This is a genomic window from Amycolatopsis lexingtonensis, from assembly GCF_014873755.1.
GTDB classification, from domain to species: domain Bacteria; phylum Actinomycetota; class Actinomycetes; order Mycobacteriales; family Pseudonocardiaceae; genus Amycolatopsis; species Amycolatopsis lexingtonensis.
The window spans coordinates 9546054-9570602 of the sequence record NZ_JADBEG010000001.1 but is presented as its reverse complement, the minus strand read 5'-3'; the positions used below and the strand labels follow the sequence as shown (position 1 = coordinate 9570602).

24 protein-coding genes are annotated in these 24549 nt (G+C 71.4%); 7 read left to right on the top strand and 17 right to left on the bottom strand.

Features of this window, described 5'->3' with window-relative positions:
• Positions 1-6 precede the first annotated feature (6 nt).
• Positions 7-891: a LysR family transcriptional regulator gene (locus H4696_RS44345; protein ID WP_086864108.1), complete on the bottom strand. Its 885-nt coding sequence runs from the start codon at positions 889-891 to the stop codon at positions 7-9.
• Between the two features lie 73 nt (positions 892-964).
• On the opposite strand from H4696_RS44345, the gene dapA reads away from it, so the two are divergent.
• Complete coding sequence (gene dapA, locus H4696_RS44340; protein WP_086864107.1) at positions 965-1795, top strand: 4-hydroxy-tetrahydrodipicolinate synthase; 831 nt, start codon at positions 965-967, stop codon at positions 1793-1795.
• Here dapA and H4696_RS44335 read toward each other — a convergent pair whose 3' ends face one another.
• Complete coding sequence (locus H4696_RS44335; RefSeq protein WP_086864106.1) at positions 1796-2527, bottom strand: class I SAM-dependent DNA methyltransferase; 732 nt, start codon at positions 2525-2527, stop codon at positions 1796-1798.
• 94 nt (positions 2528-2621) lie between these two features.
• On the opposite strand from H4696_RS44335, the gene H4696_RS44330 reads away from it, so the two are divergent.
• A complete protein-coding gene (locus tag H4696_RS44330; protein ID WP_086864105.1) occupies positions 2622-2894 on the top strand; it encodes a hypothetical protein in 273 nt (90 codons plus the stop codon).
• 13 nt (positions 2895-2907) lie between these two features.
• Positions 2908-4731, top strand: a complete 1824-nt coding sequence (glmS, locus tag H4696_RS44325; protein WP_192782874.1) for a glutamine--fructose-6-phosphate transaminase (isomerizing) — start codon at positions 2908-2910, stop codon at positions 4729-4731.
• Between the two features lie 3 nt (positions 4732-4734).
• On the opposite strand, the gene H4696_RS44320 is transcribed toward glmS, so the two are convergent.
• The 9 genes from H4696_RS44320 to H4696_RS44280 form a co-directional block, all read right to left on the bottom strand.
• The gene (locus H4696_RS44320) at positions 4735-6135 is read right to left on the bottom strand and encodes a BNR repeat-containing protein (protein WP_192782873.1); all 1401 of its coding nucleotides are present in this window, start codon (positions 6133-6135) and stop codon (positions 4735-4737) included.
• A gap of 87 nt (positions 6136-6222) precedes the next feature.
• Complete coding sequence (locus H4696_RS44315) at positions 6223-7392, bottom strand: NAD(P)/FAD-dependent oxidoreductase (protein WP_086861074.1); 1170 nt, start codon at positions 7390-7392, stop codon at positions 6223-6225.
• Entirely contained in the window at positions 7389-7589 is a 201-nt protein-coding gene (locus tag H4696_RS44310; protein WP_086861071.1) for a ferredoxin, read from the bottom strand. Before H4696_RS44310 ends, H4696_RS44315 begins: the two co-directional genes overlap by 4 nt.
• Complete coding sequence (locus H4696_RS44305) at positions 7573-8235, bottom strand: TetR/AcrR family transcriptional regulator (RefSeq protein WP_086861069.1); 663 nt, start codon at positions 8233-8235, stop codon at positions 7573-7575. Before H4696_RS44305 ends, H4696_RS44310 begins: the two co-directional genes overlap by 17 nt.
• Complete coding sequence (locus H4696_RS44300) at positions 8232-9434, bottom strand: cytochrome P450 (RefSeq protein ID WP_192782872.1); 1203 nt, start codon at positions 9432-9434, stop codon at positions 8232-8234. The genes H4696_RS44305 and H4696_RS44300 overlap by 4 nt, the downstream gene beginning before the upstream one ends.
• A 294-nt stretch (positions 9435-9728) precedes the next feature.
• Positions 9729-10985, bottom strand: coding sequence for an IS110 family RNA-guided transposase (locus H4696_RS44295; protein WP_338078659.1), 1257 nt, complete (start codon positions 10983-10985; stop codon positions 9729-9731).
• A gap of 315 nt (positions 10986-11300) precedes the next feature.
• Complete coding sequence (locus H4696_RS44290) at positions 11301-11735, bottom strand: pyridoxamine 5'-phosphate oxidase family protein (protein WP_086863598.1); 435 nt, start codon at positions 11733-11735, stop codon at positions 11301-11303.
• Positions 11736-11739: 4 nt separating this feature from the next.
• On the bottom strand, positions 11740-12846 hold the full coding sequence (locus tag H4696_RS51380) for a cytochrome P450 (protein ID WP_086863597.1): 1107 nt from the start codon (positions 12844-12846) through the stop codon (positions 11740-11742).
• Positions 12843-13382 (bottom strand): TetR/AcrR family transcriptional regulator, encoded by a 540-nt coding sequence (locus tag H4696_RS44280; RefSeq protein ID WP_086863596.1) that lies wholly within the window; start codon positions 13380-13382, stop codon positions 12843-12845. Before H4696_RS44280 ends, H4696_RS51380 begins: the two co-directional genes overlap by 4 nt.
• 89 nt (positions 13383-13471) lie before the next feature.
• Between H4696_RS44280 and H4696_RS44275 the strand changes: the two genes are divergently transcribed.
• Positions 13472-14491 carry an aldo/keto reductase gene (locus H4696_RS44275; protein WP_086863595.1) on the top strand — a complete coding sequence of 340 codons (1020 nt, stop codon included), beginning with the start codon at positions 13472-13474 and terminating at the stop codon, positions 14489-14491.
• Positions 14491-15345, top strand: a complete 855-nt coding sequence (locus tag H4696_RS44270; RefSeq protein ID WP_086863594.1) for an LLM class flavin-dependent oxidoreductase — start codon at positions 14491-14493, stop codon at positions 15343-15345. Before H4696_RS44275 ends, H4696_RS44270 begins: the two co-directional genes overlap by 1 nt.
• A 1-nt stretch (position 15346) precedes the next feature.
• On the opposite strand, the gene H4696_RS44265 is transcribed toward H4696_RS44270, so the two are convergent.
• From H4696_RS44265 to H4696_RS44250, 4 genes are read right to left on the bottom strand one after another with little or no spacing between them, the layout of a single operon-like run.
• A complete protein-coding gene (locus H4696_RS44265) occupies positions 15347-16159 on the bottom strand; it encodes a carbohydrate ABC transporter permease (RefSeq protein ID WP_249027166.1) in 813 nt (270 codons plus the stop codon).
• Positions 16156-17223: a carbohydrate ABC transporter permease gene (locus H4696_RS44260; protein ID WP_086863592.1), complete on the bottom strand. Its 1068-nt coding sequence runs from the start codon at positions 17221-17223 to the stop codon at positions 16156-16158. The genes H4696_RS44265 and H4696_RS44260 overlap by 4 nt, the downstream gene beginning before the upstream one ends.
• A 4-nt stretch (positions 17224-17227) precedes the next feature.
• Positions 17228-18457 (bottom strand): sugar ABC transporter substrate-binding protein, encoded by a 1230-nt coding sequence (locus tag H4696_RS44255; RefSeq protein ID WP_086863591.1) that lies wholly within the window; start codon positions 18455-18457, stop codon positions 17228-17230.
• A gap of 25 nt (positions 18458-18482) precedes the next feature.
• Entirely contained in the window at positions 18483-19481 is a 999-nt protein-coding gene (locus tag H4696_RS44250) for a LacI family DNA-binding transcriptional regulator (protein WP_086863590.1), read from the bottom strand.
• 112 nt (positions 19482-19593) lie between these two features.
• Between H4696_RS44250 and H4696_RS44245 the strand changes: the two genes are divergently transcribed.
• Positions 19594-21600 carry a glycogen debranching N-terminal domain-containing protein gene (locus H4696_RS44245; RefSeq protein WP_086863589.1) on the top strand — a complete coding sequence of 669 codons (2007 nt, stop codon included), beginning with the start codon at positions 19594-19596 and terminating at the stop codon, positions 21598-21600.
• Here H4696_RS44245 and H4696_RS44240 read toward each other — a convergent pair.
• Positions 21597-22001, bottom strand: a complete 405-nt coding sequence (locus H4696_RS44240; protein ID WP_086863588.1) for a hypothetical protein — start codon at positions 21999-22001, stop codon at positions 21597-21599. The genes H4696_RS44245 and H4696_RS44240 overlap by 4 nt on opposite strands.
• A gap of 53 nt (positions 22002-22054) precedes the next feature.
• Here H4696_RS44240 and H4696_RS44235 point away from each other — a divergent pair, with 53 nt between their 5' ends.
• Entirely contained in the window at positions 22055-22471 is a 417-nt protein-coding gene (locus tag H4696_RS44235) for a MarR family winged helix-turn-helix transcriptional regulator (protein WP_086863587.1), read from the top strand.
• A gap of 11 nt (positions 22472-22482) precedes the next feature.
• Here H4696_RS44235 and H4696_RS44230 read toward each other — a convergent pair whose 3' ends face one another.
• Positions 22483-24480, bottom strand: coding sequence for a cellulose binding domain-containing protein (locus H4696_RS44230; protein WP_192782871.1), 1998 nt, complete (start codon positions 24478-24480; stop codon positions 22483-22485).
• Between the last annotated feature and the right edge of the window lie 69 nt (positions 24481-24549).

Here is a 24549-nt window from a genome sequence, read left to right as displayed (position 1 = left end):
CCGAGCCTAGCCGAGTTCCGCGAGCACCGCCCGGATCGCCGGGCTGGTGTCCGCGCTCCGCCGCCAAGCCGCGTGCACCTCCCGCTTCGGCGGCCGCCGCAACGGCAGCGAAACCAACCCCTCCCCCAACGGCGGCCGAGCCAGCCGCGGAATCAACGCGATCACCTCACCGGTCGCCACCAGTGACAGCTGAGTCGCGAAGTCGTCGACCAGGTGCCGAACGTCCGGCTCCTCCGCCGCGCCCGCGAACAACCGCCGGAACCATTGGTGGCACACGGTTCCCGGCGGACTGGTCACCCAAGCGTGGCCGGTCAGCTCCGCGTCGAGCGGCCGATCGACACCCGCCAACGGATGGCTGCGACTCAGCACCACGTCGCCGACGTCGGTGTGCACATGGCGTCGCGCCAGGGACGGCGGGAGCGGGGCCGGCAAGCCGTCGGCGTCGTGGACCAGGGCGAGGTCGGCCGTGCCCGCGTCGACGGCGCGCAGGGCCTGGTCGGGGTCCTGCTCGGTGATGTCCAGGCGCAACTCCGGGCAGCGCTGTGACAACCGCCCCAGGGCCGGCGCGAGCAGGCCGCGGATGCCGGTCGAGAAGGCCGCGACGCGCAGCGTGCCGCGGGGCGCGCCGTCCGACACCGAGCGGGCCGCTTCGGCGCAGCGCTCCAGCGCCTGGAACACCTCGGGCGCCGAGTCGATGACCGCCTGGCCGGCCGGGGTCAGCACGACCCCGCGGCCGGCCGGCGCCAGCACCGGCACGCCCACCTGCCGTTCCAGCCGCTTGATCTGCTGCGACACCGCCGACGCCGTGAACCCCAGCTCCTCGGCCGCCTTGGCGAGCGTCCCGAGGGCCGCCACCGCACGCAACGCCCGCAGCGCACCGACTTCGATCATTAAGCCAGGCTACGCAGTACCGGCAAAAAAGCATCGCTGGACCGCACCAGTCACCGCGGGCAGGGTCGACGCCATGACGGACTTCGGCACCAACCTCGTCGCGATGGTCACCCCGATGGAGCCCGGCGGGGCGCTCAGCGAACCCGGCCTCACCCGGCTCGTCGACCACCTGCTGGCCGGCGGGGCCGACGGCCTGGTCGTCGGCGGGACCACCGGCGAATCCCCGACGTTGAGCGCGGCCGAGTCCGCCGGGCTCGTCCGGAGCGTGGTGGCCCGCACCGGCGGCCGCGCCACGGTGATCGCCGGCGTCGGCACCTACGACACGGCCGCGAGCGTCCGCCGCGCCCGTGAAGCCGAGGCGGCCGGCGCGGACGGGCTGCTGCTCGTCTGCCCCTACTACTCGCGGCCCACGCAGGCGGGCGTGCGCGCCCACTGCCTCGCCGTCGCCGACGCCACCGAGCTGCCGGTGATGCTCTACGACGTCCCCGCGCGGGCGGGCATCGCGATGACGCCGGAGACCCTGATCGAGCTCGCCGGCCATCCCCGGATCCGCGCGGTGAAGGACGCGAAGGGCGACCTGTTCGAGGCGATGACCGTCATGGCCCGCACGTCACTGGCGTACTACTGCGGCATCGACGAGCTGAACCTCCCGTACCTCGCGTGCGGGGCGGCGGGCCTGGTCAGCGTGGTCGGCAACGTGGTGCCGGACCGCACCGCGGACCTCATCCGCGCGGCCCGCGCCGGGGACCTGGAGTCGGCTCGCCGGACCCAGTACGCGCTCAACCCGCTGGTCGACGCCGTCATGCACGCCGGGCCGGGCACCACGGCGGCCAAGGCGGAACTGGTCAGGCGCGGCGTCCTCCCGCACGCGACCGTGCGGCTCCCCCTGGTGGAGGCCGCCTGATCAGCGGCCGGGCAGCCGGTACACCGAGACGTGCGACGGCGACTTCGCCGTGAACTCGGCTCCCGCCCAGTCCGCGTGCCGGGACTCCAGCTCGAAGCCCGCCAGCCGCCCCATGAGGTCGAGCTCGGCCGGCCAGATGTAGCGCTGCGGGCACCGGCCCAGCCGCGCCTCGCGACCGTCGCCGAACCTGAAGTGGTGCGACACCAGGTGCTGGCGCACGGTGTCGTAGGTGTCCACGCCGAGGTACCCGGACTCGGCGCCGAAGACGACGGCGTCCTGGCCCGGCGGGAGCCGCCGGAGCTCCGGCACGCCCAGCTCGATCACGAACCGGCCGCCGGGATCCAGGTGGCGGGCGGCGTTGCGGAAGCACTCGACCTGCTCGTCCTGGGTGAGCAGGTTCCCGATCGTGTTGTAGACCAGGTAGACCAGCGAGTAGCGGCCCGGGGCCGTGGCGGTCGCCATGTCGCCGACGACCACGGGGATGTCCGCCTTCTCGTGCAGCTTGGCGAGCATCGGGCGGGACAGTTCGATGCCGGTGACGGAGATCCCGCGCGCCGCGAGCGGGACGGCCACGCGGCCGGTGCCGATCGCGAACTCCAGGACCCGGCCGCCCCCGGCCAGCGCGGCGAGCCGGGCCACGGCGGGCTCCACGACCTCGGCCGCGAAGACGCCCCGGCCCGGGGTGTCGTAGCGCTCGGCCGTCTCGACGTCCCAGATGTCTTCTTGGCGCACGCTCTCAACCTTCGACCCGGCGCCCGAAACTGTCCAACCATTTGAACTTGCCCGATTTCGGGCAAGAATTTGGGTTTCGCCCCGCGCTCAGTGCATGATGGCCGACGTGCCGGACACCGAGATCGTCGAACGCGTCGCCGCGTCCACCGGGCTTCCGCCCGGGGTCGCCGCGCGGGTCGTCGACGACGTCCTCGCCTTCTACCGGACGCCCACCGAGGCCTACGTCCGGCGGCGGCACACCGAGCTGCAGGCCGAAGGGCGGAAGAACCCCGAGATCTTCCCGCTCATCGCCGCCGAGCTCCGCGGGCGCCTCGTCGCCGCGCCCGCGTTGTCCGAGCGGCAGCTGCGCCGCATCGTCTACGGCTAGAAGAGGTTCGCCCATGTGCGGAATCGTCGGCTACATCGGCGGCCAGAACGCCGCCCCCATCCTGCTCGAAGGCCTGACGCGGCTGGAGTACCGCGGCTACGACTCGGCCGGGATCGCCGTGCTCGGCGCCAAGGGCACCGCCCAGGTGCACCGGGTCGTCGGGCGGGTGCGCAACCTCGCCGCCGCGCTGCCCAAGCGGCTGACCGGGAAGGTCGGCATCGGGCACACGCGGTGGGCCACCCACGGGCCCGCCTCCGAGGCCAACGCCCACCCGCACACCTCCGAGGACGGCCGCATCTGCGTCGTCCACAACGGGATCATCGACAACGCCGACGCCCTGCGCGCGCAGCTCGCCGACGCCGGGGTCACCCTCACCTCCGAAACCGACACCGAGGTCCTCGCCCACCTGATCGCCCGCTCGGGCGCCGACACCCTCGAAGACGCCGTCGTCGAAGCGGTTTCGCGGATCACCGGCACCTATGCGATCGCCGTCACCGACAGTGCGCACCCGGACCGGCTGGTCATCGCGCGCAACGGGTCGCCGCTGATCATCGGCGTCGGCGAGCGGGAGATGTTCGTCGCCAGCGACCTCGCCGCGCTGGTGCGGCACACCTCGCAGGTCGCGCACCTCGACGACGGCGAGTTCGCGACCGTCTTCGCCACCGGCTACCGGACCTTCACCGTCGACGAGAGCGACACCACCAAGCCCGCCACCGAGATCGACATCGCCGCCGAAGACCTCGACCTGGGCGGCTACCCGCACTACATGGCCAAGGAAATCCAGGAGCAGCCCGAATCCGTGGAGCGGATCATCCGCGGCCGGCTCGACGACCGCTTCGGCGTCGCACGCCTGGACGGGCTCAACCTGACGCCGCGGGAGCTGCGCGGGTTCAGCCGCGTGAAGATCCTCGGGTGCGGGTCCGCCTACTACGCCGGCCAGGTCGGCGCGACGATGATCGAGGAGCTGGCGAGGATCCCCGCCGACGCCGAGGCCGCGTCGGAGTTCCGCTACCGCAACCCGATCATCGAGGCCGACACCCTCTACATCGCGGTCAGCCAGTCCGGTGAGACGATCGACACCGCCTTCGCCGTCGAAGAGATCAAGCGCAAGGGCGGCCGCGTGGTCGGCCTGGTCAACGTCGTCGGTTCGACCATCGCCCGCGCCTGCGACGGCGGCGTGTACCTGCACGCCGGCCCGGAGATCGCGGTCGCCTCGACCAAGGCGCTGACCAACATGGCGATCGGCTTCGCGCTGATCGCGCTGGCCCTCGGCCGCGTCCGCGATCTGTCCAATTCGGACGGACAGCGGATCATCGACGCGCTACGCGCCATGCCCGGCCAGATCAAGTCCATTCTGGACGACGGGCCGCGCATCGCCGAGCACGCCAAGGAAGTCGCCACCGCGAACAGCCTGTTCTTCGTCGGCCGCGTCCGGGGTTACCCGGTGGCGCGGGAGGGCGCGCAGAAGTTCAAGGAGATCTCCTACCGCCACGCCGAGGCGTACCAGACGTCCGAGCTCAAGCACGGCCCGCTCGCCCTGATCGACACGGCGCTCCCGACCGTCGCGATCGTGCCCTCGGACGAGCTGACCGGGCGCAACCTGGCCGCCGTGCAGCAGATCAAGGCGCGCGGCGGGGCCGTGCTGGCCGTGACGCACGAGGACGTCGACTTCGGCGAACTCGACGTGCCGCGGATCGTGGTGCCCAAGACCGAGCCGGAGCTCGACCCGATCCTGCTGACGATCCCGTTGCAGCTGCTCGCCTACCACGCCGCGCTCAGCCTGGGCTACGACATCGACAAGCCGCGCAACCTGGCCAAGTCGGTCACCGTGGAGTGAGCCTCAGCCCAGCCGGAAGTCGGCCACCCGGATCGGCGACGGCGTCGTCCCCGTCGACGTTTGCTGGTACATAACGGAAATCACGCCATCGGTGGCCAGCCGGGAGTCGTCGACGTCGACTTCGCCGAAGGCGCGCAGATCCGGGGTGTACACCGTCTTCCAGTCGGTCCACCCGCTCGCCTTCGTCGCCGCGACGATCCGGCCGTACGGCATCACCAGGTAGGCGTTGTCGGCGCGGTCGAACACGAGCTTCGTGCGCTGGGTCGATTCCGGCGCCACCGGCACCTCGCGTTTCGTCCAGCCGCCGTCGGCCGCCCGGCTGAGGAAGAACGTGCGGCCGTACTGCTTGCGCTGCGCAGAATAGTCCGTGACGCACTGGGTGAACCGGCCGGGCACGTAGCTGATCACGACGTGCGGCTGCCCGGCGGCGTCGACGGCCTGGCTCTCCTGGTTCATCAGGCCGTGGTCGACGCCGAGCGGGTCGACGACCGTGCCGGGCGTGCTCACCGACACCGGCGTCGCGACGGCCGCGCCGGAGCTGGTCCGCCAGCTCCGGCCGCGGTCGTCGCTGTAGACGTACCCGGTGTCGTGGTTGGCCAGGCCACCGGCGTTGCACAGCACGCCGGTGTTGCCTTCGCGCCAGGTGAACGCCGCGTGCAGCCGCCCGCCGGGCCCGTAGGTCAGGCCGTGCAGGTACATGTTGCGGGTCGTGCTGGTCACGCCGTTGCCGGAGGTCCACGAGCCGGTCGCCGACGTCCACTTCCCGAGCTTGCGCCAGCCGCCACCGCCGTATTCGGCGAGCTCGTTCACGCCGTTGCCGGACCCGCCGGTCCGGTAGCTGAGCTGCAGCTTCCGTTCCGGGGTCACGACGAACTGCGGGTAGGTGATCGCGCCGAGGTCGACGCCGTCCAGCGTGCGCTGCACCGGCCCGAACGCCGCCGCCGTCCACGCGCGCGAGGCCGGTGCCGAGAGCAGGCCCGGCTCGGATCCGGTGTAGTAGACCTGGTTGCCGTGGGTGTCCATGGCCACGTGCAGGCGGCCGTCCTCGGGCGAGACACCCATGGAGATCACGTTGTGCGAGTCGTCGACGGTGAGCTTGTGCGGCAGCACGAGGGCCTGCCACGCACCGGTGAACCCCGCGCGCCGAGCGAGCATGGCACTGCGGTCCGCGGTGTACCAGGCCGCGTACTGGTAGCCGGCGTAGCTGAAGATGCCGCTCTGCTGGAAGGAGTCGTTGTTCACCAGCCCGTCGTAGGAGACGAAGTACAGCGCCGCCGGGTCGAGCTGCGTGTCCCCGATCTTCACCGCGGCCACCGCGGCCTCGGCCGGTGTGGCGGGCAGCAGCGGCAATGCCGCGGCCACCAGCACGCCGAGGATCCGGGAAAGCGCTCTCTTCCTCGCCATGGCCGGTCCTTCCCACGCGGTGTTAACGCGAACAAGGATCGGCCGTCACCGCGGCTGCGTCAACCGGCGGATGGCGGGTTTTCCGGTTCAGGCCCGCCCGGCGAGGACCGCGCCGTCGATTTCCTGCCGCCGCAGCCGGGCCTGCTTCGGCATGTTCCAGCCGAGCACGCCGATGACCGTTCCACCTCGGTGGTAGCGGGCCACGAACCGGCCCTCCGCCGGATCACCTTCCACAATGGACACTTCGGCGTCCGCGACCGGGGTGCCGTGCACGTGGATCCGGGCGTCGAACTGGTTCGTCCAGAAGTACGGCACCGGCGTGTACGGGCGGTCCTCGCCGAGGACGTTGCCGGCGACCGCGATCGCCTGCTCGGTGGCGTTGGTCCGGTTTTCCAGCCGCAGCAGGACGTCGAGCTGCTCGTGGTGCCAGCGGGCGACGTCGCCCGCCGCGTAGATCCCTTCGGCGGCGCGGCACCGGGAGTCGCACACCACGCCGTTGTCGCACAGCACACCGCTGCCCGCCAGCCACTCCGTCGCCGGCGCGGCGCCGAACGCCACCACGACGACGTCGGCGGGCAGCACCTCGCCGGTCCCGAGCCGCACCCCGGCGACCCGCCCGGCCACCTCGGTCAGCCCGGTGACCGCGGCACCGAGCCGCAGCCGGACGCCCCGCCCGGCGTGCAGCGCGCCGAGCACCCCGGCGACGAGCGGGCCGAACTGGTACGCCAGCGGCGCGGCCTGCGGACCGGCCAGCGTGACCTCGACGTCGAGGCCGCACAGGGTGGCCGCGATTTCGGTGCCGAGGACGCCGTCCCCCACGACGACCACTCGCTTGCCCGGCGCGAGATCCGCGCGCAGGGCCAGCGCGTCGTCGAGGGTGCGCAGCACGTGGACGCCCGCCAGGCCGCCTTGTCCGGGCAAGGTGCGCGGGCGCAGGCCGGTGGCCAGCACGATCGCGTCCGCGGTCAGCTCCAGCCCGCTCAGCGTGTGGACGGTCCGCTCGCCGGCGTCGAGCTTGACCGCCGGATCACCCAGCACGAAGTCCGCGGCCAGGGCGGAAAGCGCTTCCGGGGTGCGCAGCCGGGCCCGCTCGGGTTCCCAGGATCCGGCCAGGACCTGTTTGGACAGTGGCGGCCGGTCGTAGGGCAGGTGCGCTTCGGCACCCAGCACGGTCACCCCGCCCTCGAACCCCTTGCGGCGCAGGGCTTCCACCGTGGCGAGTCCCGCGGCGGACGCCCCGACGACGAGGACGTTCACGCGTCCTCGCTGACCGAGATCGCGACGCCGGGGCACACGCTGGCCGCCTCCCGGACGATCTTGTGGTGCTCCTCGCCGGGGCGCTCCTCGAGCAGGACGACGATCCCGTCGTCCTCGCGCTGGTCGAACACGTCCGGCGCGAGCAGCACGCAAGTTCCGGCGCCGCAGCACTTTTCTTCGTCAACGGTGACCTTCACGGCCGTTCCTTTCCCTCGGGTGGTTCGTGACGGGCGCGAGCCACAGGCCGACCAGTGCGTCGGTCAGTCCCGTGGCGGCCTCGCGCCAGGTGGCTCTCGGGGTGTCGCCGCCTTCGGCGAGCGCGCGTTCGCGCTCGGCCATGGTGTGGATCAGCAGCTGCCGGGTCATGGCGTTGCGTTCGGCGCGGACGTCGGGCGGCAGCTCGGGCAGGCACCGGGCCAGGCCCTCGACGGTCCGCGCCAGCGACGGCGACGTCAGCGTCTCCGCCGCGACGACCGCCCGCAGCGACGGCTCGGTCATCACCTGCGCGGTGAACCGGGCGAACCAGCTGGGCGGCCCCGCCGTCGCCAGGTACTCGGTCGACGGGTGCACCAGGCAGCGGACCCAGTCCCGCAGCCCGGCGCGGGTGCCCAGCTCCGCCAGCATGTCCCGGCGGAGCTCCTCGACCCGGACGGAGTGCCGTCGGGCGATGGCGCGCACCAGATCGGCGCGGGTGCCGAAGTGGTAGCCGACCGCGGTGTTGTTGCCCTGCCCGGCGGCCTCGCTGATCTGCCGGTTGGACACGGCGAGCACGCCGTGCTCGGCGTACAGCCGTTCGGCCGCCGTCAGGATCAGCTCCCGCGTCGCCTGCGCCCGGTCGGTCACCAGCGGACGGGCAGTTCCCGCAGGCCACCGACGGCGAGCCCTTCGACCCGGCGCAGTTCGTCCGCCGGGACGGCCAGCTCGAGCGAAGGCAGCTTGCGCAGCAGCACTTCCAGGACGACCTGCAGCTCGGTGCGCGCCAGCGGCTGCCCGAGGCAGGCGTGCGCGCCGGCCCCGAAGGCGAGGTGCGGGTTCGGGCTGCGGCCGAGGTCCATCTCGGCGGCGCCGGCGAACGCGCGCTCGTCCCGGTTGGCCGCGGCCATGCTGCACATCGCGGTGGTGCCGCGCGGCAGCACGGTCCCGCCGACCTCGAAGTCTTCGCCGAGGTAGCGCAGCATGCCGACCCCGGCGTTGGCGTCCAGCCGCAGCGATTCCTCGACAGCGGTGCGCACGAGCGCCGGATCGGCGAGCAGCGCCTCCCACCGGCTCCGGTCGGCCAGCAGCATCGCCACCATCTTGGCGATCATGTTCGCGGTCGTCTCGTGCCCGGCGATGAGCAGCCCGATCCCGGTGGCGATGAGCATCGGGTCCGGCCACCCTTCGGGCAGCAGCGCGCTCAGGATGTCTTCCCCCGGCTCGGCCCGCTTGCCGGCGATGAGCCCGCCCATGTACTGCCCGAATTCCAGCTGCGCGGCGTCGAACTCGGCCTGGGTGTACCGGGTCATGCTGAGCATGACGTCGGACCAGTGCGCGAACCGGTCCCGGTCGGCGTCGGGGACGCCGAGCATGTCGCAGATGACCCAGACGGGCAGCGGGAAGGCGACCCCCGCCTTGAGGTCCCCGGGCGCGCCCTTGGCGACCAGGTCGTCGATGAGCTGCTCGGCCATCGCGGCCATCCCGGGCCGCAGCGCGTTCATCCGCTTGGCGGTGAACCACTTCCCGAGCGTCCGCCGCCAGGTGAGATGGGCTTCCCCGTGCTGCGGCAGCACGGTGGCCATCTCGGAGTTGAACACCCCGCCCGATTCGGTGTCGGCGACCCGCGCGGCGTTGTCGGCGGGCGTCGGGCGGGTGAAGCGGGGGTCGGAGAGGACGGTTTTGACGTCGTCGTAGCGGGTGATGAGGGTCGCTTGGTCGCCACTGGCGAGGGCGACGTGGGCGATGGGGCACTTGTCGCGGAACTCGGCCCATTCGGATGGGGGTTCCAGGGCGGTCCGGGTTTCGAACGGGAAGCGCGGCAGCGGGTCGGTGTGGGTCGGCGTCATCACGGGCTCCTCGTTGGTGAATGTCCCCTGGTTTCGAGGATGGAGAAGGTTTGACGTTAAGTCAAGCAGTTGACTTAAGATCGCAGCGCAGGGTGCAGTGAGATGCCACGGCAGCGGGCAAAGTCGCGCGGCCAGGCCACTCCGCCGCCAGTGACCCGCTCGCCCCACGTCTTGAATGACTCATTCAGGTCTTCGGAGGTCCTGGCTCGTAAATCGAGGTGACCGTGGGCGCGCGGTAGCGCCCCCGGCGCAGCGCAGCGGAGCCGGGGCCTGGACCTGGGCCCGGGTGGTGGGCTAGGCGGCGTGAGGTCGCAGGGTGACGTGCTGGCCGGTGAGGCGTTCGAGGTCACGGATGAGGGTGCGGCGGCGACGTTGCGTGGTGTACCGGTCGGCGTAGTAGCCCTGGCCGAGGTCCTGGTAACGGGCTCCGGGGTCGGACAGCAGATGCCAGATGATCTTGAGGACGGAGTTGCCGACGGCGGTGATGGCGCGTTTCTTGCCGCGGCGGCGCACCAGACGCCGGTAGCGTTCCCCGAGGAAGGTGCGGGTGCGAGAGAGACCGGCCACGACTTCGCCCAGGGTCCCGGCCAGCCACGGGTTGCCTTTGCCGGTGGAGCCGTAGCCGGTGGTAGCGGCGGACTGATGCGCGATCGGGGCGAATTTGGCCCACGAGACCAGATGCCCCGGGCTGGGGAACCGGGTCATGTCGACCCCGATCTCGGCGATCAGTTCCTGGGCGGAGATGATCCCGATCCCGGTAATCTCATCCAGCCGCTGCGCGGCGGCGCGAAAGGGAGCCATCGCCTCCTCGATCGCGGCGTTGACCTTCTCGACATCGGCGCTGATCCGGTCGATCCGGTCGATCATCGTGCGGGTCAGGAACGCATGGTGGTCGGTGAAATGCCCGGTCAGCGCCTCTTCCAGTACCCCGATCTTGGTGCGCATCCGGGTCCTGGCCAGCTGCGCCAGCACCCGCGGGTTCCGTTGCCCGCCGATCATGGCCTCCAGCATCTCCCGGCCGGAGACACCCAGGATGTCGCTGATCACGCTGGAGAGTTTGATCTGGGCGTCTTCCAGCAGTTTCTCCAGCCGTTGCTTCTCCCGGGTCCGGTCCTGGATCAGGGTGCGGCGATACCGGGTCAGATCCCGCAGCTGCCGGATCGGGGCGGGATGGACCAGGCTGGGCCGGCACATCCCGCGCTCGACGACCTTGGCCAGCCAGACCGCGTCCAGGGTGTCGGTCTTCGGGCGGCCGGGCAGATGCTTGACGTGCTTGGGGTTGAGCAGCCAGCAGTCGAACCCTTCGGCTTCCAGCAGGTAGAACACCGGCTTCCAGTAGGAACTGGTGGCCTCCATCGCCACCAGGGTCACCCGCTCGGCCCGCAACCAGTCCGCCAGTTCCAGCAACGACCGGGAAAACGTGTCATAGGAGCGGACCTCCTGCTGGCGTCGGCCCGGCCGGTCCGAGGGCACCCGCACACACGCGACCAGACCGGCCTTGCCCAGATCCACCCCGGCCACGCGTTCGATGATCTGGTCGAGTTCGTCCACCTCTTCCACGACTCACCTCGCTTCGGTCTCGCATCAGCGACAACGGCGGTCACCCGGGGAGCCAGGGATGTGAGCCAAAGCCGGGCTCGCGTGCTCGAAGCAACAATGCAGGACCCTCAACGACTCCCAGCGTCAGACTGAATGACGGCCTTGACCCAGCGCCAAGGACACACGACGTCACGCAGGCGACCAGACACGATTTTCACCCCAGCACGGACGTCCCGCCAGGGACACCAACGACTGAATGAGTCATTCAAGACGCTGGCGCACCGCTGCGGACCGCACCGACCCGACTTTGCCGGCCCATCACTCACCTCACTCGCGCTCGACCTTCCGCAGCCCACCCGCCGGCGTCCACCACTCCACCACCAGCAACGTCGCCGCCGCGTTCAAATGCGTGTGCACGACCTCCGCGATCTCAGCCCGGAACGCCTCCCCGTCCCCCGTCACCGCCCGGCCCGAAATCTTCGCCTCCCCCGGCCACTCCGCCTCCGCGCCCTCGACCGGATCGACCGTCGCGCTGTGCAATGCGAACCGCGGGTCCCGCACCAGGTCCGCACCCTTACGCGCCTTCGGCATCGACCCGAACGTCAGCTCCCCGTCCGCGAAAACCGTCTCGATCCCCGAAATCCGCGGCGAACCGTCAGCCCGCAGCGTCGCGATCGTCTTGTGCTTGTGCGCGTCGAACAGCCTCCGCACGCGCTCCGCGAACTCCGGTTCCGCCGCTTCGAACTCCCGCCACGCAGTCATGCCGTCATGATGGCAGCCACCGGGCCTCCACAGCCGCGGGTTTGCGGAACACCAGTCCCGACGGCGCCACGTCCGACGCCAACGTGATGTCGGGCAGCCGGTCGAGCACCGTCTCGACGGCGATCCGCGCCTCCAGGCGCGCGAGGTCGGCGCCGAGGCAGAAGTGCGGGCCGTGCGCGAACGCCAGCTGTTTGCGCAGGTCCGGGCGGTTCGGATCAAATACATCCGGGTTCTCGAACACCGCCGGGTCGCGGTTGGCGGCCGTGAGCGAGACCGTCACGAGGTCACCCCGGGCGATCGACGCGCCGGCCAGCGAAACGTCGCGGGTCGCGTAGCGGTCGACGACCGCCGCCGCGGGTTCCAGGCGCAGGGACTCCTCGATGGCGGCCGGGAGGAGGGCGCGATCCAACGGCGACGGCTCGCGCAGCAGGTGCCGCAGGAGGTTCGCGATCATGCCCTCGGTCGTCTCGATGCCGCCGAACATCAGCACCGCCGCGTTCGACACCACCGCCGGCAGCTCCAGCGCCGACGCCGCCTCGGTCAGCAGCGAGCGCCGGCCGACCGCACCCTCGATGTGCGCGCGCAGCTCACCGAACGCTTCCGCGCCCCCGGAACCCGGCGGGCGGCCCGCCGAGATGTCGTCCACTGTGGACACGATCGCGTCGTACCAGGCCAGCACCCGCGCCGTGTCGGTGCCGTCCAGGCCCAGCGCGTGGGCCACCACCGCGACCGACAGCGGGCCGGCCAGTTCCCGCCGCAGCTCCGCGCTCCCGGCCGCGGCGAACCCGTCGACGAGCCGGGCGCATTCGGCCCGGACGAATCCGGCGAACCGGTCCTCGATCTCCCGCGGCCGGAAGTGCCGGGCGAACGGCGTCCGGTGCCGGGTGTGCTCGGCCGCGTCGAGCGAGAGCATCGACGGGCCGACGACCCGGGCGGTCGAGAAGCGCGGGTCGTCCACGGTGAAGGTGGCCGCGTCGCGCATGACGTGCAGCGCGAGGTCGTGCCGTGTGACGAGCCAGCCGTTCAGCTCCGGCCGCCAGGACACCGGCTCGGTCGCGCGGAGCCGGGCCAGCAGTGGGTACGGGTCGGTCGTGAGCTGCTCGACCGTCACGCGCGCAGCCCCGCGATGAGCAGCCCGACCAGCCGGCGCGCGTCGTAGTCCGGGTTGCCGTCCTCCGCGCCGATGCACAGGTTGCCCACCCCGCGCATCAGCTCCAGCGGCCGCACCTTCGCGGTCAGCCCGGCGGCTTCGAGCAGCTCGGCGCACACCGGGACCAGGCGGTCGAGGAAGTACGCGTGCAGCGCGGCGAAGCCGTCGCCCTGCAGGACGCCCGCCAGCCCGTGCTTGGTCACCAGGAAGTCGACGAACAGGTCGATCCACTCCGCCAGCGCCGCGTGCGGCGACGCGGCCGAAGACAGCAGCGCGGGACCCGCTTCGGCGCAGGCCTCCACCTGGTGCCGGTAGACCGCGATGATCAGGTCCGACCGGGTCGGGAAGTGGCGGTAGATCGTGCCCATCCCGACGCCGGCCTTCGCCGCGATGTCCCGCACCGGCGCGTTCACCCCGGACGCGACGAAGACGGCGGCCGCCGCGTCCAGCAGCGTCTTCTCGTTGCGCTGCGCGTCGGCACGCTTGGGCCTGCCCATCACACCTCCCGGGTTGCTAAACGGAACATTGCTCCGTATGGTTAGCGGAGCAACGTTCCGCTTGCCATCATTCCACGGAGGAACCCGAAATGCAGTACCGCACCCTGGGCCGCACCGGCGTCCAGGTCAGCACCCTCGCCCTCGGCGCGATGAACTTCGGCGCGATCGGGCGCACCACCCAGGACGAAGCCACCGCCATCGTCGACGCCGCCCTCGAGGGCGGCATCAACCTGATCGACACCGCCGACATGTACGGCCAGGGCGAGTCGGAGGTCATGGTCGGCCGGGCGATCAAGAACCGCCGCGACGACCTCGTGCTCGCCACCAAGGCCGCCATGCCGATGGGTGAGGAGCGCAACCACCGCGGCACCTCGCGCCGCTGGATCTTCAAGGCCCTCGAAGACAGCCTGCGCCGGCTCGACGTCGACCACGTCGACCTGTACCAGATGCACCGCTGGGACCCCGCCACGAGCGACGAGGAAGCGCTTTCCGCGCTGACCGACCTCCAGCGCGCGGGCAAGATCCGCTACTTCGGCTCGTCGACGTTCCCCGCGTACCGGATCGTGCAGGCCCAGTGGGCCGCGCGGGAAAACCGCCTGAGCCGGTACGTCACCGAGCAGCCCAGCTACTCGATCCTGCAGCGCGGCATCGAAGCGCACGTCCTGCCGGTGACGCAGGAGTACGGCCTCGGCGTGCTCGCCTGGAGCCCGCTCGCGTCGGGCTGGCTCTCGGGCGCGGTCCGCGCCGGGCAGGAGATCACGACCAGCCGCTCGGCGGTCCTGCCCCAGCGCTTCGACCTCACGGACCCGGCCAACCAGGCCCGGCTCGACGCCGTCGAGAAGCTCGTCAAGATCGCCGGCCAGGCGGATCTTTCGCTGATTCAGCTGTCGCTCGGCTTCGTGACCGCGCACCCGGGCGTGACCAGCGCGCTGATCGGCCCGCGCACCCTCGGCCACCTGGAGTCGCAGCTCGCGGCGGCCGACACCGTGCTGCCCGCCGACGTCCTCGACGAGATCGACGCCGTCGTCGCGCCCGGCGTCGACCTGGCCGCGCACGAGAAGTTCGACACCCCGCCCGCCCTGCTCGACCCGTCCCTCCGGAGGCGTTGATGACCAGCTTCGGCATCCTGACCGCGCCGATGAACGTCGGCTACGACGAGATCCAGCGCGTCTGGCGCGAAGCCGACGAGATCCCCGAAATCGAGCACGCCTGGCTGTTCGACCACCTGATGCCGATCGGCGGCGACCCGGACGGCCCGATCTTCGAGGGCTGGACGCTGCTTTCGGCGCTGGCCGCGCAGACCGAGCGGATCCGGCTCGGCCTGCTGGTCACCAGCAACCGCTTCCGGCCGCCGGCGGTGCTGGCGAAGATCGCGACCACAGTGGACATCGTGTCCGGCGGGCGCCTCGACTTCGGCATCGGCGCCGGGTCGCGGCCCAGCCACCCGCTGGCGCGGCGCGAATACGACGGCCACGGCCTGCCCTACCACTCCCAGGACGACGCCGTCGCCGCGCTCGCCGAAGCGTGCACGGTCATCCGTCGCTTGTGGACGGAAGAGAAACCGTTCGACTTCGACGGTGAGCACGTCAAGCTCAAGGGCGCGTTCGGCAACCCGAAGCCGGTGCAGCGGCCGCACCCGCCGATCATGATCGGCGGCCGGGCGAGCGCGACGCTGCGGGTGGTCGCCGAGCACGCCGACCAGTGGAACATCCCCGGCGGCGGCGACATCGACGACCTCGTCGGCCGCAGCAAGCTGCTCGACCGCTACTGCGCGGACATCGGCCGCGACCCGGCGGAGATCACCCGCTCGATCTTCCTGCCGGTCGACTACGACAAGCCCGCCGCCACGCGGGAAAAGATCGAAGAAGCGGCCGGCGCCGGGTTCGGGCACATCGTGCTGGGGTTGGCGAACCCGTACCCGGACGGCGTCGTGCGGTGGGTCGCCGACGAGCTGATCCGCTGAGCTACTTGTCGGCTCCTTCGTAGCTGCCCTGGGTGAACCGGCGCGAGAACACGAAGTAGACGATCGCCACCGGCAGCGTCATCAGCAGCGCCGCGGCGAGCTTCAGCGGGAACTGGTTGCCCTGGCCCAGTTCGCCGGACACCAGGCTCGCCACGCCGCTGGTCAGCGTGTTCAGCGCCGGGTCCTGCCGCGAGACGATGTAGTGCGGCAGCTCGTTCCAGGATCCTTGGAACGACAGGATGGTCACGGTGATCAGCGCCGGTTTCGACATCGGCAGCACCACCGACCGGAACGTCCGAAATGGACTCGCGCCATCGATGCGCGCGGCCTCTTCGACACTCACCGGAACGGTGTCGAAGAACTGCTTCATGATGAACACGCCGGTGCCGTCGACCAGCAGCGGGATGATCATGCCCGTGTAGCTGTCGTACATGCCGAGCTGGTTGAGCACCAGGAACTTCGGGATCAGCAGCACCACGCTCGGCACGGCGATGACCGCCAGCACGGCCCCGAAGACCGCGTTCCGGCCGCGGAACCGCAGCCGGGACAAGGCATACCCGGCCAGGGAGTCGAACACCACCCGGCCGACGGTGATCGTCACCGACACGAACACCGAGTTCGCCGCCCAGCGCGGGAAGTCCTGCTCGGCGAGCGTCCGGAAGACACTCGCCGACCACTGCTGCGGCCACGGCAGGAGCGGGTGCGCGGTGGCGTCGGCGTCGGTCTTGAACGCCGTCGCGAGCTGGATGAGGAAGGGGTAGATGTACAGCGCCGCGACCAGCAGCAGCACCGCGTACCCGAGCCGGCGCTTCACCGGCGCTCCCGCAGGGCCCAGCGCTGCACCAGCGTGAAGGCCACGATCACGAGGAAGAGGAGGAACGCGATCGCCGCGCCCTGGCCCCACTGGTGGCCGATGAACGACGACGAGTACGACAGGTAGGCGGGCGTCAGCGTGGTGTTGGCCGGGTTGCCGCGGCTGAGCACGTACACCTGGTCGAAGACCTGCCAGGTGCCGATCAGGCCGAGGGTCAGCACGAGGAACAGCGTCGGGCGCAGTTGCGGCAGCGTGACGCGCCAAAAGCGTTGCCACGACGTCGCGCCGTCGATCAGCGCGGCCTCGTCGACCGACGGCGGCAGGTTCTGCAGCGCCGCGTAGAACATCAGCATGAAGCCGCCGGTGGAGGTCCAGACGACGAGCACGATGATCGAGCACATCGCCACGCTCGGACCGGAGAGCCAGTCCCACCAGGACAGTCCGAGGAAGCCGTGCCCGGCCAGCCCCGACGGCGGGCTCGCGGGGTCGCCGAGCGCGAGGTGGAAGATCCCGCGCGGGTCGGCGAACCAGCTCGGTCCGTCCACTCCGAACAGTTTCAGCGCGGCGTTCACCGTGCCGGTGCTGGAAAACAGGAAGAGGAACACGACGGAGATCGCGACCGAGCTGGTCACGGTCGGGAAGTAGAACGCGGTGCGGAAGAACTGGCGTCCCTTCAGCTTCTTCCGGTGCAGGAGCAGCGCGAGGAACAACGCCAGCGCCGTCTGCAGGGGCACGACGAACAGCACGAAGTAGCCGTTGTTGCGGACGCTGGTGGCGAAGTTCTGCCGGGTCAGCCCGGGTTCGGTGAGCAGCGCGGCGTAGTTGTCCCCGCCGACGAAGTTCACGCGCGAAGAGAACGGGCTGCCGTTGCCGGTCCAGTCGCTGACGCTCACCCAGAGCGCCATCAGGATCGGCAGCACCATGAACAGGCCGAGCACGATCAGCGTCGGGGCGAGGAAGAGCCAGCCGGCCCGGCCGTCGTGCCGGAGGGGGCGGCGGCGGCCCCGGGTGCCGCGCGGGGGTGCGGCACCCGGGGTCACCGGCGTGGCGAGCAGCGTGCCCATGGCGTCACTGCCCCAGCGCGGCCGCGGTGTTCTGCTGCAGCTGCTGCAGGATCCGCTTCGGGTCGGCGCCCGGCAGCTGCTGCAGCTGGGCGTCGAAGTCGGTCAGCACGGGGTCCATTTTGGTCAGTGTGACGGGCCCGTGCGCGTGGTCGGCACCGGCGACGAAGGCCGCCTGCGCGGGGAACTTCTGCTCGTACTGCGCCCGCACGGACTGCCGCGACGGGATCACGCCGAAGGCTTCGGCGAAGGCGAGCTGCTGCTGCGGCTGCATGAACGAGTCGACCAGTTGCTTGGCCTGCTCCTGGAACTTGCTCTTGGCGGCGATGCCCCAGCACTGCGTGAACGACAGCGTCCCGGGCCCGGCCGGACCGGCGGGCAGCGCGACCACGCGGTACTTGACGTCCGGGTAGTCCTTCTTCATGCCGCCGACCATCCAGTTGCCGTCGATGCTCATCGACGCCTTGTGCTGGCCGAACGCCTCGCCGGAGTCGCCGGCACCGATCTGCTTCGGGTACTTGGCCACCCCGGAGGCGAGCAGGTCACGGACGTAGGTCAAGGCCTGGAGGTTCTGCGGGGTGTCGGCAGTGGCCTGCTTCTGGTCGGCGTCGACTGCCCAACCGCCGGCCTGGACCTGGAAGGCGCCGATCCGGTCACGGGTGTCGTTGAAGACCAGCCCGGTGCGGCCGCCGGTGGTCAGCTTCTGCGCCAAGGCCTTCAGCTGGTCCCACGTCTTGGGGACGTCGTTGTCGGTCAGCCCGGCCGCGGCCCAGTCGTCGGTGTTGATCGCGAGCGCGAGGGTCGAGAAGTCCTTGGGAGCGCAGTAGAGCTTGCCGTCCTTGGTGAACGTCGTGCGCAGGGTCGGGTAGATGTCGTCCTGGTAGGACAGTCCGTCGCCGTACGGGAGCATTTGGTCGGCGTAGCCCTGGAACTTGGTGGCGTCGACGGCGAAGACGTCCGGCGGGCTGCCCGCCGCGAAGCCCTGGCTGAGCTGCTGCGCGAGGTCGTTGGCGGAGACGACCTCGGCCTTCGAACCCCCGGAGCCCCACGCCGCGGCGGCGTCCTGCATGGCCTTGAGCTCGGCACCGCCGCTCGCGGCGATCATCACCTTGAGCGTGGCGGGCCCGGACTGCTGGGTGGCGGGCTGGGACGAGTCGTCGAAGCCGCTGCCGCAGGCGGAAAGCGGGAGCAGCAGGCCGGCCGCCGCGAAGGCGGCCACAGTTCGGCGGGGAAGCATCGATCCTCCTTGATCGCGCGGGGACTCAGGTGGTGCGCAGCACGAGGTGCGGGGTGAAGAGGGTGGTCGCGGGTTCGGCCTGGCCGCGCAGGATGGTCCGCAGCTGCCGGACGCATTCGGCGGCGACGTCGGCGATGGGCTGCGCGACGCTGCTCAGCCCGAGAACGGCGGCGGTCGGGGTGTCGTCGAAGCCGATGACGGCGGCATCGGCACCGGGCCGGATGCCGCGCTCCCGCAGTTCGGCGGTGACCCCGAGGGCGAGGGAGTCGCTGGCACAGACGAACGCGGTGGGTGAGCCGCCGCCCCCGGCGTCCAGCAGCCGGGCGGCGGCCGACCTGCCGCCCTCGACCCCGTCGTACACCGCCGCCTGCGGACCTTCGCCCAGCCCGGCCGCCGCGAGTCCCGCCGCCCAGCCCGCGCGGCGGTCGTCGCCGCTGCCGGAGCCCTCCGGCCAGCCGACGAACGCGATCCGCCGGTGGCCCTGGCGGACCAGGTGGTCGGTGGCCAGCCGCGTACCCGCGGCGCCGTCGACGTCGACCCACGGGTGGGTGTCCTCCGCGCCCCACGGGCGGCCGAAGGTGACGAACGGCAGCTCGCGTTCGAGCAGCCAGCGGGTCCGCAGGTCGTCGTGGTGGGTGTTGGTGAGCACGAACCCGTCGATGCCGACCGAAGCGATCAGGTCGGCGTAGGCGCGGGTCTCGGCCTCGTCGTCGGCCGCGGTGAACAGCATGATCCGGTGGTCGTAGCGTTCGGCGGTCGCGGTCAGCGAGTGCAGGAACTGGTCCAGGACGACGCCGCTGACGCCGTTGCCCGACGGCGGGATGCACAGCCCGATGATCTGCGAGCGCGTGGTGCGCATCTGGCGGGCGGCGGTGTTCGGGCGGTAGCCGAGCCGCTCGATGGCGGCCAGCACGCGTTCGCGCGTTTCCGGGCTGACCACCTCGGGCGAGTTGATCACGTTGGACACGGTCTGCCGCGACACCGCGGCCGCCTCGGCCACCGAGTTCAGCGTGGGCCGTCCCATTTCGCCTCCGTTTTGAACGTTCAACTGCGGGCAACTCTGAACCCGTGGCGCTGAGCTGTCAAGACCTCTGATCCAGTTGACATTCCTTCGTTTGATCGATCCAATCGTAGCCATGGCCGACCTCCAACCCCTGCTCCACGACCTCGCGATCGCCCTGCGCGCGCCGACCGTCGTCCTGTCCGGCCGGGACGGGCAGATCCGCGGCGGCACGCAAGGACTCCTGCACGGCGACCTCCGGCTGCTCAGCGAAGCCGTCGTGACGGTGGACGGCGACGAACCCGAGGCCATCGGCGGCGACGAGCCGGCCGCCGGCCGGGCCCGGTTCACCGGGCTGCTGCGCCGGCTCGGCGACCCCGGCCCCGACCCGACCGTCTGGCTGCGGCGCGACCGCACGGTCACCGCGGCCGGGATGACCGAGGAGCTTTCGCTGGTCTCGACGGCCGCCGCGAGCCGGCGTCACGTCGTGGAAGTGGTGCTGGCGGCCGATTTCGCGCCGATCGACGAGATCAAGTCGGGACGGCAGCGCTCCCCCGTCACGCCCGCGGGCAGCCGGTGGGCAGCGTCCTCGGCGGTCTCCGAAGTGACGGCCGAGGGCGCCGAAATCGTCGTCGACGGGCCGCGGCTCCGGCTGCGCTGGACCGTCGAAGGGACGGCCACCCTGCGCTGGTCACTGCGGGTTTCCGACGAGCGGGCGCTGTTCACACCGGGCGGCCCCGGGTTGCCGCGCCCGCGGGTGCGCGCCGACGACCGCCGGTTCACCGCGCTGCTGGACCGCGCGCTCGACGACCTCGATGGGCTCCTGCTCGCCGAACGCGACCACCCCGGCGACGCGTTCGCCGGCGCCGGCGCGCCGTGGTTCCTCACGCTGTTCGGCCGCGACAGCCTGTGGGCCGCGCGGCTCGCGTTGCCGCTCTCGGTGGAACTCGCGGGCGGGACGCTCCGGACGCTCGCCCGCGCCCAGGGCACCCGGCACGACCCGGCGACCGGCGAAGCGCCGGGCAAGATCCTGCACGAGCGGCGCCGGGACCCGATCGAAACCCACGACGCGTCGCTGCCCGCCGAGTACTACGGGACGGTCGACGCGACCGCGTTGTGGGTCTGCCTGCTGCACGACGCCTGGCGCTGGGGCCTGCCCGAGGACGAGGTCCGCGACCTGCTGCCGACGCTGCGGTTCGCCCTCGAGTGGATCACCGGCGCCGCCGACTCCGACGGCGACGGGTTCGCCGAGTACCGCGACGAAAGCGGCCGCGGCCTGGCCAACCAGGGCTGGAAGGACTCCGGCGACGCCGTCCGCTTCTTCGGCGGCGAACAGGCCAAACCACCGATCGCGCTGGCCGAAGTCCAGGCGTACCAGCACGAAGCGGCCGTGCGCGCGGCTTCGCTGCTGACCGCGTTGGGCGAGCCCGCGCCCGGTCTTTCCGAGTGGGCCGCCGCGCTGCGCACGCGGTTCCGGGAGAAGTTCTGGGTGTCCACTCCGGACGGTCACCACCCGGCGCTGGCCCTGGACGGCGACAAGCGGCCGGTGGACACCCTGACCAGCAACATCGGGCACCTGCTCGGCACCGGGCTGCTGTCCGACGCCGAAAGCGCTTCCCTCGGGGCCCTGCTGCTGGATCCCGTCCTGGCGCCGGGATTCGGCCTGCGCACGATGAGCGCGTCGGCGGGCGGCTATTCGCCGTTGAGCTACCACTGCGGCTCGATCTGGCCCCACGACACGGCGATCGTCGTCCGCGGGCTCCAGCGCTCCGGCCAGTCAGACCATGCGGCTTCCCTTGGCGCGCAACTGCTTTCGGCCGCACCGGCGTTCGGCTACCGGCTGCCGGAGCTGTTCGCGGGCTACGGTCTCGCGGAGACGTCCACCCCGCTCGCGTACCCGGCGTCGTGCCGCCCCCAAGCCTGGTCGGCGGCGGCCGCGGTCAGCCTGCTGATCGCGTTCCTCGGCCTGGACGTCGACGTCCCGGCGGGCACGGTGACCCTCTCCCCACCCCGGCCCAGTCCGGTCGGGGCCCTGCGGGTGGAGGGACTTCCGCTGGCGGGCGGCACCCTGGACGTCGCGGTGGACGCCGACGGCGAGGTCACCGAGCTGCGGCTGCCGCCCGCGTTCCGCCGGGTGCCCTAACGTTCGACGCGCTCTCGCACGGTCCGCAGCTCCTCGTCGAGGACCGCCAGCTGCGCCTCGACCGCGGCCGGGTCGGCGTCCTCGGGGAAGAACAGGCTGAAGATCAGCTCGGCGCCGGTCAGATTGGGCACGACGCGGGTGAACAGGCCGAGGTTCGGCGCTTCGGCGCTGACGAAGTCGACGACCCCGTGCTCCCGCGCGACCTTGACCGCGACCAGCCGCGGCCCGTCCTCGGCCGGGACGCGCCAGATGTCGTCGTGGTCATGTTCGACGGCGGGCGCGAACCCCGGCGCCCATTCGGGCAGGTGGCGCGCGTCGGCCAGGTAGCCGAGGACACGTTCGGGTGAAGCGGCGATGGAGGTCGTGCGCGTTTCGGCACGGCCCGGCCGGAATACTGTCATGACGTAAACCGTACGCAGCTGCGTATCATTTGTCCACGCGTAAAATCCGGCCGGTGAACGAGGACGACGATCTCGGAGCCCTCTGCGCGTGGGCGGGCCGCCGCCTGGCCGAGGCCGAGCAGCCCGTGCTGGCCGGGCACGGGCTCTCGATGTGGCAGTACGTGGTGCTGTCGGCACTGGCCCGCGGATCGGCGCCGAGCCAGCTGGTCCTGGCGCAGCAGATCCACTACGACAAGACGCGGCTGATCGCGTTGCTGGACGGCTTGGTCGCGGAGGGACTGGTCAGCCGCGACCCGGACCCCGCGGACCGCCGGGCCCGGGTCGTCCGCCTGACCCCCCTCGGCCTCCGGCGCCACGCGGCGGCGCGGGACGCGATCCGGGTGGTGGAGGACGGGTTGCTGGAAGGCTTGGACGGCAAGACGCGGCGGGCGCTGCGGTCAGCCCTCGCCCACCTGGCGAACGCGGACTGACCGCAGGATCGTCACGCCACCGAGCAAAGGGTTCCGTTGAGCGTGAACGCCACCGGCAGGATGTTCGGCCCGCCGTAGTCCGCCACGAACCCCACATCGGTTCCCGACGTCACCGCGGCCGCCGACGTCACCGTCACCGTGCTGCCCGTCTGGGTCCACGTTCCGTTCCAGCCGCTCGTCACCCGCTGCCGCGCGGTGGGCCAGGTGAACGCCAGCGTCCAGTCGCCTGTCACGTCCGCCGCCGTCACGTGGATGCCGCCCACGAAGCCGCTCGCCCAGTCGTTCACGTCCGTCAGCCGGACCGTGCAGCTGCTCGCGGCGGGCGCGCCCGTCGTCACCGTCACCGGCGGGGACGCCCATGACACGTTGCCCGCCGTGTCGCGGGCCAGCACGTTCACCTGGTACCGGCTGCCCGGCACCAGGTTTCGGGCCGTGAACGACGTCGCGGCCGTCTCGCCCCACAGCTGGCCGCCCGCGTACACCTCGTACTTCGCGATCGGGTGGCCGGCCGGGGTCGCCGCGGGCCAGGTGATCGTCGCCGTGCGGTCGGTCGCCGTGCCGGTCGGCTGACCCGGTGCGCCCGGACCGGCCGAGGGAGCAACCGGGTGCAGGACCACCGTCGTCAGCGAATACGGCGGCAGCGTCTGCGCGCCGGCCGAACCCGAAGGGGCGGTGGCGATCGACGTCGCCCCGTTGGTGAACGTCGACACCTGCGGCGTGCCCGCGGCCGGCGTGTAACCGGTGTAGTCGAGCGTCACCGCGCGCGCCGCGTCGGGATCCTTGTTGATCAGCAGCACCGCCAAGTCACCGTTCGCACGGCGGACGGCGTGCGCGCTGACGAGCGGGTCGTCCGCACCCGCCCGGACGAACTGGTCGCCGGGACGCGCGAAACCGCTCAGCACCTTCAACCCGTAGTAGGGCGCGAACGGGGTGTTGAACGCCGGTTCGCAGCCGTCCGCGAGACAGGTCGCACTGGACAGCAGCCCGAAGTCGGCGTAGTCCGGGTAACCGGCCACAGTGGACAGTTTGGTCCCCCCGTTGTGCGTGTTCCACCAGTCCACTGTGAACACTCCGTTGGCGAGCAACGCGCTGTAGGCGTCGGCGGCGAACAGCGCGCCGGGCTGGGTGTTCATGCCCACCGGCGTGTTCGTCTCGGTCATCGCGATGCCCAGCGGACGGCCCGCGTACCGCGCGATCTGCTCGCGGGCCAGGTAGATCATGTCGCCCACCTGCTCGGTCTTCGTGAGCGCCTCCGCGGCCGTCGAGCCGCCGGGGTACCAGTGCAGGATCACGAAGTCGACGTGCGGGCCGGCGATCGACAGCACGGTCTGGTTCCACGTCCCGGTGTCGCCCTCGCCGACGATGCCGTCCGGCCAGTTCGCCGGGGTGGTCAGCACCGCGCCGATCTTCACCGCGGGATCGGCGGCCTTCATCGCGTCGGCGTAGGCCACGACTTCGTTCGCATACGCGGCCGGGCTCTTGTCGGCGTGGTCGTCGGCTTCCCAGGCGGACCCGTAGTGGCCGTTGCCGTAGTTCTCGTTGCCGATCTCCCAGTACTTGACGCCGTAACCCTTTTCGACGTTGGCGTACCGCACCCAGTCCGCCGCCTCCTGCGGCGAGCCGGTGCCGTAGTTCGCGATGACGATCGGCTGGGCGCCGGTCCGCCGGACGCCGCCCATGAAGGTGTCGAAATCGGTGCCGGGCGCGACGTAACCACCGGGCGCGGTGTTGTCCTTCCAGTGGTAGATGTCGCCGTAGGACCCGCCGGGGTACCGCAGCATCCGCACACCGGCGCCGCCGAGCAGATCGGCAACGGCGTCGGTCCCCAGCTGGCTGTCCCACACCGCGTGGTTGACGCCGATCCCGGTGTCCGGCACGGTCGCCAGTCCCGCCCGGACGTCGACGGTGACCGTCGCTCCGGGTGGTTCGGCGGCTTCGGCGGCGGGCACCGCCGCGGCGAGCACCGCGATCACCGGCCACGCTGCCCAGCGCAGACGTCGTGCTGTCATGGGAAGTCCATCCTCTCGTCGGGCGCGAACGGATGGCTGAGAGCGCTCTCAGAGAGAGAACCACCGCGC

Excerpts from the sequence above, each read along its gene's own strand:
- dapA (WP_086864107.1), top strand. The coding sequence starts at position 965 with ATGACGGACTTCGGCACCAACCTCGTCGCGATGGTCACCCCGATGGAG.
- H4696_RS44280 (WP_086863596.1), bottom strand. The coding sequence starts at position 13,382 with ATGGGCAGGCCCAAGCGTGCCGACGCGCAGCGCAACGAGAAGACGCTG.
- H4696_RS44250 (WP_086863590.1), bottom strand. The coding sequence starts at position 19,481 with ATGGGACGGCCCACGCTGAACTCGGTGGCCGAGGCGGCCGCGGTGTCG.
- H4696_RS44290 (WP_086863598.1), bottom strand. The coding sequence starts at position 11,735 with ATGACTGCGTGGCGGGAGTTCGAAGCGGCGGAACCGGAGTTCGCGGAG.
- H4696_RS44230 (WP_192782871.1), bottom strand. The coding sequence starts at position 24,480 with ATGACAGCACGACGTCTGCGCTGGGCAGCGTGGCCGGTGATCGCGGTG.
- H4696_RS44275 (WP_086863595.1), top strand. The coding sequence starts at position 13,472 with ATGCAGTACCGCACCCTGGGCCGCACCGGCGTCCAGGTCAGCACCCTC.
- H4696_RS44345 (WP_086864108.1), bottom strand. The coding sequence starts at position 891 with ATGATCGAAGTCGGTGCGCTGCGGGCGTTGCGTGCGGTGGCGGCCCTC.
- H4696_RS44270 (WP_086863594.1), top strand. The coding sequence starts at position 14,491 with ATGACCAGCTTCGGCATCCTGACCGCGCCGATGAACGTCGGCTACGAC.
- H4696_RS44240 (WP_086863588.1), bottom strand. The coding sequence starts at position 22,001 with ATGACAGTATTCCGGCCGGGCCGTGCCGAAACGCGCACGACCTCCATC.
- H4696_RS44300 (WP_192782872.1), bottom strand. The coding sequence starts at position 9,434 with ATGACGCCGACCCACACCGACCCGCTGCCGCGCTTCCCGTTCGAAACC.
- glmS (WP_192782874.1), top strand. The coding sequence starts at position 2,908 with ATGTGCGGAATCGTCGGCTACATCGGCGGCCAGAACGCCGCCCCCATC.
- H4696_RS44245 (WP_086863589.1), top strand. The coding sequence starts at position 19,594 with ATGGCCGACCTCCAACCCCTGCTCCACGACCTCGCGATCGCCCTGCGC.
- H4696_RS44260 (WP_086863592.1), bottom strand. The coding sequence starts at position 17,223 with ATGGGCACGCTGCTCGCCACGCCGGTGACCCCGGGTGCCGCACCCCCG.
- H4696_RS44330 (WP_086864105.1), top strand. The coding sequence starts at position 2,622 with ATGATGGCCGACGTGCCGGACACCGAGATCGTCGAACGCGTCGCCGCG.
- H4696_RS44255 (WP_086863591.1), bottom strand. The coding sequence starts at position 18,457 with ATGCTTCCCCGCCGAACTGTGGCCGCCTTCGCGGCGGCCGGCCTGCTG.
- H4696_RS44320 (WP_192782873.1), bottom strand. The coding sequence starts at position 6,135 with ATGGCGAGGAAGAGAGCGCTTTCCCGGATCCTCGGCGTGCTGGTGGCC.